At 57.0% G+C, this 7,497-nt stretch carries 7 protein-coding genes; 2 read left to right on the forward strand and 5 right to left on the reverse strand.

All coding sequences use genetic code 11. The features are described 5' to 3' along the window. Positions 1-191 precede the first annotated feature (191 nt). Positions 192-1,223, forward strand: a complete 1,032-nt coding sequence (sohB, locus tag H9642_RS17335; RefSeq protein WP_251837725.1) for a protease SohB — start codon at positions 192-194, stop codon at positions 1,221-1,223. A gap of 11 nt (positions 1,224-1,234) precedes the next feature. Next, positions 1,235-2,227 (forward strand): YhdH/YhfP family quinone oxidoreductase, encoded by a 993-nt coding sequence (locus tag H9642_RS17340; protein ID WP_251837726.1) that lies wholly within the window; start codon positions 1,235-1,237, stop codon positions 2,225-2,227. A 65-nt stretch (positions 2,228-2,292) separates the two neighbouring features. Here H9642_RS17340 and H9642_RS17345 read toward each other — a convergent pair whose 3' ends face one another. The 5 genes from H9642_RS17345 to H9642_RS17365 form a co-directional block, all read right to left on the reverse strand. Then, positions 2,293-2,787, reverse strand: coding sequence for a DUF934 domain-containing protein (locus H9642_RS17345; RefSeq protein WP_251837727.1), 495 nt, complete (start codon positions 2,785-2,787; stop codon positions 2,293-2,295). Further along, complete coding sequence (locus H9642_RS17350) at positions 2,771-4,429, reverse strand: nitrite/sulfite reductase (protein WP_251837728.1); 1,659 nt, start codon at positions 4,427-4,429, stop codon at positions 2,771-2,773. The genes H9642_RS17345 and H9642_RS17350 overlap by 17 nt, the downstream gene beginning before the upstream one ends. A gap of 346 nt (positions 4,430-4,775) precedes the next feature. Then, a complete protein-coding gene (locus H9642_RS17355) occupies positions 4,776-5,000 on the reverse strand; it encodes a DUF2970 domain-containing protein (protein WP_251837729.1) in 225 nt (74 codons plus the stop codon). A 95-nt stretch (positions 5,001-5,095) separates the two neighbouring features. Next, positions 5,096-6,112 carry an RNA methyltransferase gene (locus H9642_RS17360; RefSeq protein ID WP_251837730.1) on the reverse strand — a complete coding sequence of 339 codons (1,017 nt, stop codon included), beginning with the start codon at positions 6,110-6,112 and terminating at the stop codon, positions 5,096-5,098. Between the two features lie 43 nt (positions 6,113-6,155). Next, entirely contained in the window at positions 6,156-7,304 is a 1,149-nt protein-coding gene (locus H9642_RS17365; RefSeq protein ID WP_251837731.1) for an MFS transporter, read from the reverse strand. Positions 7,305-7,497: the final 193 nt, after the last annotated feature.

Raw genomic sequence — 7,497 nt, forward strand, 5'->3', positions numbered from 1 at the left:
TCGTCCAGGTACGTTGAAAGTGACGCGAGGTTAGGTGGTGAGGTGGTGGCCTGTCAACGAAAAAACATACGCTTGTTTGAATTGCGAATTGTTGCTGCAGCTGCGTGTCTGGCTGTCAGGCCAGGTGCTCGGTATGCTGAGCGAATCTGTGGCGGGGCGGCCTGACCATTACATCGAGATGAGGAAACGCTGTGGAGTATCTGGCTGACTATGCGAGTTTTTTGGCGAAATCGGTGACCGTTGTACTGTCCATCGTGGCGGTGCTTGTGGCTCTGGCCGTCTTGCGAAGCCGAGGGCGGGGGCAAAGCACCGGGCAATTGCAGGTGCTGAAACTAAATGAGTTCTACAAGGGGCTGCGTGAGCGTCTGGAACTGGCATTGCTGGACAAAGAGCAGCTCAAGGCACATCGCAAGGCGCAGGCCAAGGCGGAAAAAGCTCAGAAGGCGGACAGGAAGACCGGCGATCTCAAGCCTCGCGTCTATGTGCTGGACTTTGATGGCGACATCAGGGCGTCGGCGGTCGAACATTTGCGACATGAGGTGACTGCTCTGCTCAGTCTGGCCACAGCTCAAGATGAAGTGGTGGTGCGCCTGGAGAGTGGGGGGGGCATGGTCCACAGCTACGGTTTGGCATCCTCGCAACTGGCGCGGATTCGCCAGGCTGGGGTGCCATTAACGATCTGCGTGGACAAGGTGGCCGCCAGCGGCGGTTACATGATGGCGTGCATTGGTGACCGAATCCTCAGCGCACCCTTTGCCATCCTTGGTTCGATCGGCGTGGTCGCTCAGCTCCCCAATGTGCACCGTCTGTTGAAGAAGCACGACGTTGATTTTGAAGTGCTTACTGCCGGTGATTACAAACGAACCTTGACTGTATTTGGTGAAAATACCGAGAAGGGCCGGAAAAAATTCCAGGAGGAGCTGGAGATTACCCATGAGCTGTTCAAGGACTTCGTGGCTCATTATCGTCCGCAGTTGGATATCCAGGAGATCGCCACGGGTGAAATCTGGTTGGGACAGGCGGCATTGAGCAAGCAACTGGTGGATGAACTCAAGACCAGCGATGAGTACCTTTCGGAGCGGGCCAAAACAGCAGATTTGTTCCAGCTGCACTATGCGCAGAAGAAAAGCTTGCAGGAGCGTGTCGGCCTTGCGGCCAGCGGAATTCTGGATCGCGTGGTGCTGACCTGGTGGGGCCGCTTGCAACAACAACGATTCTGGTAAGAGAGAAAATAATGAGCGTATTCAAGGCATTACAGGTAACCCAGGCTGCAGATGGCCATTTTCAATCGGCGGTAGTTGAGCGAGACACGAGCTCACTGCCGGCTGGAGATGTGCTGGTGCGCGTGCAGTATTCCTCCTTGAACTATAAGGATGCCCTGTCGGCCAGCGGCAATCCGGGCGTGACCAGGCATTTCCCGCATACACCAGGGATCGACGCGGCAGGAGTCGTCGAGACGTCCTCGGTAGATGGCTTCGTGCCAGGCGATGAAGTCATCGTCACCGGATACGATCTGGGCATGAGTACGTCGGGCGGATTCGGTCAATACATTCGGGTTCCGGCCGCGTGGCTGGTCAAACGCCCTGCTGGTCTGACGCTGCGTGAGTCAATGCTGCTGGGTACGGCTGGCCTGACGGCGGGCTTGTGCGTGGAGAAGCTGCTACGTGCCGGGTTCACCCCAAAGGCAGGCCCTGTGTTGGTGTCGGGCGCCACGGGTGGGGTGGGCAGCATCGCGGTGAGCTTGCTGGCGCATCTGGGCTGCCAGGTGGTGGCGGTGACGGGCAAGGCAGAACAAGCAGACTACTTACAGCGCTTGGGCGCCACTCAGGTGCTGCCGCGCGAAGCCTTGCAAGAAGGTACGGCCAAACCGTTGCTCAAGGAGCAGTGGGCGGCGGCGGTGGATACGGTAGGCGGCGACATTCTATTCAATATCGTCAAGTCGTTACGCCGTGGCGGCAGTGTGGCTTGTTGCGGGCTCACGGCCGGAGTTAATTTCCAGGCCTCCGTTCTGCCGTTCATTTTGCGTGGCGTTGATCTGCTGGGCGTGGATTCGGTGGAAATTCCCTTGGCGGATAAGGCCTCCGTCTGGGACAAGCTGGCCGGACCATGGAAGATGGCGGAGCTTGAGGATCTGGTGGAGGAGATCGGACTTGAGCAATTGCCTGAGGCGATCCAGCGTATTCTTGCCGGCAAGATGGTCGGCCGAGCTCTGGTAAAGCTGGACTGACTTATTCTAGGTCCAGCAACCAGAAAGCCCCGTGATTAGCGGGGCTTTCTGGTTTTTAGCCGAGCTTAACGGCGGCGGAACAGCGGACGTGGATCATCGGTGGCAGCTTGGTAGGTTACCGAGAAATCCTTGAGGCTTTTCAGCGCATCGTCAGGGTCGCGATCTGGGCGGATGGCAAAGGCATCGAAGCCACAGCGGCGCATATAGAACAGCTGGTCACGCAGCACATCGCCAATGGCGCGTACTTCACCTTTATAGCCGTAACGTTCGCGCAACAGGCGAGCGCTGGAGTAATGGCGACCATCGGTGAAAACCGGGAAATTCAAGGCCACAATCTGAAAGTGCGTCAGGTCATCAGCGATATCCTCTACCGCTTCATCGGCATCGAGCCAAACTCCCAGCCCGCCGTCACGGGCTTTGAGGGCATGGGCATGCTCGCGCCACAGGCGCAGCGGCACGATCAGGTCGTCACTGTTGGGCAGTCCATCCAGCGAGGCCTCCTTGTCGAGCAGGTGCCAGGTTTCGTCGACGATCTGTTCGTTCTTAATGATTCGCTGCATAGACGCGCTCTTTGAAACGATCGATGCCAATGCGGCGGTAGGTGTCGATAAACTGCTCATCTTCGGTACGTTGCTCCACGTATACGGCAATGATCTTTTCTATGACGTCAGGCATGACATCCTGGGCGAAGGATGGGCCAAGAATCTGTCCCAGACTGGCATCGCGTCCTGAGCTGCCACCCAGGGAAACCTGGTAGAACTCGGCGCCTTTCTTGTCCACGCCCAGAATGCCGATATGGCCAACATGGTGGTGACCGCAGGCGTTCATGCAGCCGGAAATGTTCAGGTCGAGCTCACCGATGTCGAACAGGTAGTCGAGATCGTCAAAGCGCCGCTGGATGGCTTCTGCCACTGGAATCGACTTGGCGTTGGCCAGCGAACAGAAATCGCCACCCGGACAGCAAATCATGTCGGTCAGCAGGCCGATGTTGGGAGTGGCGATGCCCAGCTCGCGCAGTTCATGCCAGAGCTCGAACAGTTGGGATTGTTCGACGTCGGCCAGAATCATGTTCTGCTCGTGGGAGTTGCGCACTTCACCGAAGCTGTAGCGGTCTGCCAGGTCGGCAATGGCATCCAGTTGCTTTTCAGTCACATCGCCCGGTGCGACGCCGGTGGCTTTCAGGGACAGCGTGACTGCCGCATAGCCAGGCTTCTTGTGCGCAGTGACGTTGCGAGCGCGCCAGCGAGCGAAGCCGGGATGTTCGGTATCCAGCCGGGCCAGTGCCGCGCCCTGATCTTCCAGCGTTTTGTAGAGCGGATCGACGAAAAATTTACTGACCCGAGCCACTTCTTCTTCGGTAAGGGTCAGCGGGCTGTCTTTCAAGTGTTCCCATTCCGCTGCGACACGTTCGGCGAAGACTTCCGGAGTCAGTGCTTTGACCAGGATTTTGATACGTGCCTTGAACTTGTTGTCGCGACGGCCGTAACGGTTGTAAACCCGAAGAATGGCATCGAGATAGCTGAGCAGGTGCTGCCAGGGCAGGAATTCATTGATGTAGCTGCCAACGATTGGGGTACGCCCCAGGCCGCCCCCGACGGAAACCCGGAAGCCCAGTTCGCCTGCGCTGTTATGAACCGCTTCCAGGCCGATGTCGTGCACTTCAATGGCGGCGCGATCGCTGGCAGCACCGTTCACGGCAATCTTGAACTTGCGAGGCAGGAAGGCGAATTCCGGGTGAAAGGTCGACCATTGGCGAATGATTTCGCACCAGGGGCGCGGGTCGATCACCTCATCCTTGGCGACACCGGCAAATTGGTCGGTAGTGGTGTTACGAATGCAGTTGCCGCTGGTTTGGATCGCATGCATCTGCACGGTGGCCAGCTCGGCCAAGATATCCGGCACATCTTCCAGTTCCGGCCAGTTGAACTGTACGTTGGTGCGCGTACTGATGTGGGCGTAGCCCTTGTCGTACTTACGGGCAATTTCCGCCAGCTTGCGAACCTGCTTGGAGGACATCAGTCCATACGGTACGGCCACGCGCAGCATGGGCGCATAGCGTTGAATGTACAGGCCATTTTGAAGACGCAGTGGCAGAAGCTCGGCATCACTGAGCTCACCGGCCAGATAGCGGCGAATCTGATCGCGGAACTGACGTACCCGATCTTCGATGATGTGTTGGTCGTACTGGTCGTAAACGTACATGAAAGATCCTGACAGCTTATTGCGCGCACGGCAGCGCGACCCGGATGGGGCCGGCAAGATACCAGTTGGTGTTTATTCGTAAAAGTGAAGAATAAGAATATGCTTAGAACCTGAATCGCTTAAGAAGCCAAGATTCGGTGCTTGAGGAGACGAAGCGTCTGGTCTTTACTCACAGGTATTCAGGGAGTCTGAGCAGGGGAAAACGATGAGCAACCATTCTGGACATGATGACCGAGACAGTGTTGCGGACGCGGGGGCGATCTTTTGCCTGATACTGATAGCCGTCGTCACGGCGGTGTACTGGGTCAGCCATCAATAAAGCGACGAAGCAAAGGCCGGGGGTGCGCTATAGATTTGCAAAGTGCAGAACTAGCTTAACGGCGCCAAGTACAATCAGCACAAACAGCACCATGAATAGCACACCCAGCAAAAGAAACTGGCTGGGTTTGCCGCGGCTGAAGTCCCGTGCGCGATTTTTTCCGGTTTGCACGCCCAATGCCCCGGCCAACATGCTTTGCAGCATCTCCCGCATGGTCAAGGGTTTGTGATCATCGTTTTGGTCTTTGCTCATAAAGCCCTCCTGTAGGCATCAGGATAGCCAGGTTTTAGCGGACCATTTCAGAGGTTGAGTCTGACCGTCGAATTTGGTTGGACTCAGGTCTGAAGTCATCGATTGGCTATTTCATTGGCCCGCGCCCGTAGCTGCCCGCATCCACCATCAATGTCTTGTCCGGCTGAATTGCGTATTTTTGTCAGCACACCGTTGTCATGCAGGTAGCGCCTGATCTGTTCGATCCGGTCGGCGTCTGGACGCTGGAAAGGGTCATCTGTCAGGCTGTTATAGGGAATCATGTTCATGATTGCGTACTTGCCCTTGAGCAGGCGAATGATTCCGTCCATTTCCTGCTGACTGTCATTGATGCCTTTTAATAGGGTCCATTGATACTGCACCGGATAATCCACGCTGCGAGCGTAGTCTTCACTCAGTTGCACCAATTCCTCAGGATCGAGCCGGGGTGCCCGAGGCAGCAGTTGACGGCGCAACTCGGCATTGGTGGTGTGCAGTGACAACGCCAGAGCTGGACGCACCTGCTGTTGCGGGAGCCGCTCGAAGACGCGGGGGTCGCCTACGGTCGAGAACACCAGGTTCTTGTGCCCTATACCCCCTTCGGTGCCCAGCAGGTTAATCGCCTCCAGCACGTTTTCCAAGTTGTGTGCCGGTTCGCCCATACCCATGAATACCACTTTCTTTACGGGGCGAAAGCGGCGGGCCAGCGCGACTTGGGCAATGATCTCGGCGCTGGCGAGGTGGCGGAGGAGGCCACTTTTGCCGGTCATGCAAAATGTGCAACCTACTGCGCAGCCAACTTGGCTGGACACGCACAAGCCACCGCGCGGCAACAGAACGCTCTCAATTAGTTGGCCATCGCCCAATTCAACCAGTAGGCGAGCGGAGCCGTCGGCACCAGGATGCGCTGAGCTGAGTCTGGCCAGATTGTCGAGCGTGAGGGCAATGACAGGCAGGCCGTCGCGCACGGAACGAGGCAGGAAATCCTCGCTACGCTGATGCCGAGTGCCGGCATCTAAGGGTAAGCCCTTGAGCCAGGTACGGGTGAGTCTGCCGATATGCACGCCTTTGGCGCCGATATCACTCAGTTGCTGGTGAATGTCTTGGATTTGCATAGGGCGCGCATTCTAGCGAATGGTGGGCGGAAGAACAGAACCTTCAGCGTGCGAACCGGCGACCGGTGAGTGCAATTCCCAGTAGCATCAGCATCAGAGCAGCGAAGGCGATGCTGAGTGAGCTGTAGTTAGCAAGCAGGCCCATGATTGCCGGGCCGGCTAGCACACCGGCAAACCCGATGGTGGTCGCGGCAGTGACAGCTAGATGCACGGGCATATCGTCTTGATGGCTGAGGGATGAAATGAGTACGGGCGAAATATTGGCGCAGCCCAAACCGCACAGGCCATAGCCAAGCAGTGCGAGTGGCCAGTGTACTGTAATGATGCTGAGGCCAATTCCGCTTGCGGCCAGTAGGCTCCCAAAAATGATGATTTTGGCTGTGCCCAGAGCTCGAACAACGGGTGCGCCGGCAAACCGGCCAATGGTCACCATTAAGGCAAAGCTTGCGTAACCCAATCCGCCCAGGGCGGTTTCGAGCTTTTTATCCTGGGTTAGGTAAAGAGCGCTCCAATCCAGAATTGCGCCTTCTGCCAGATACACCACGAAGCAGAGTGCGCCGATCAACAGTACGACGCCATTTGGGCGGATAAAGGCGACACCGCCTCCAGAGGCGCGGTCAGTCAGGAAGCCGCGCATGACCAGCAGGCTGCAAACAATAATCAGGCCGATCATGAGGAAGCTGCCTGTTGCGGCTGAAAGGCCTAGCGATAACAGCGCCGTCAGCAACAGTGCGCCGGAAATGGTGCCCAGGCTGAACATGCCGTGAAAATTCGACATCAGGTGCCTACCAAGCTTGCGCTCGATCAGCAGGGACTGAATATTGAGCACCACATCCAATACACCCAGGCTGCCTCCAAAGCAGAACAAGGCGAGCGCCAGAAGCCAGAACGATTCCGTCAGCGCCATAACACCGAGCGAAACCAGCAGAAATAAAATGCACGTCATGATCACTGGGCGAATGCCTTGGCGCGCAACCAGGATGCCGGACAGGGGCATCCAGACGAGAGAGCCGAGCCCGATGAATAACAGCAGCAGGCCGAACAGCGCATCGCTCATTTCGATGCGTTCGCGCACGTAAGGCACCAGGGGCGCCCATATGGATAAACCAAAGCCTGCTATAAAAAAGCCGCAGCGAGTTGCGCAACGAACAAGGGGAGCGTCGATTGCGATCGGTTGGTTTGCTGCAAGCATGTTGGGACCTTCGAGAGCGTAAAACAGAATGTAGCGTCGGCGGGCACGCGATGAGAAGCAAGCTTGAGCATCTGCGCAAGCGGATTAGCAGTAAAAAGAGCAAAATTGGGTGTGGCTGCAAATAACCCTTGACGGCAGAATCCAGCGGCCTATAATGCGCCCCACTTCCGGTGCAGACCTTACTGAAAACTCC

It is taken from the genome of Serpens gallinarum (assembly GCF_014836765.1).
GTDB lineage: Bacteria > Pseudomonadota > Gammaproteobacteria > Pseudomonadales > Pseudomonadaceae > Serpens > Serpens gallinarum.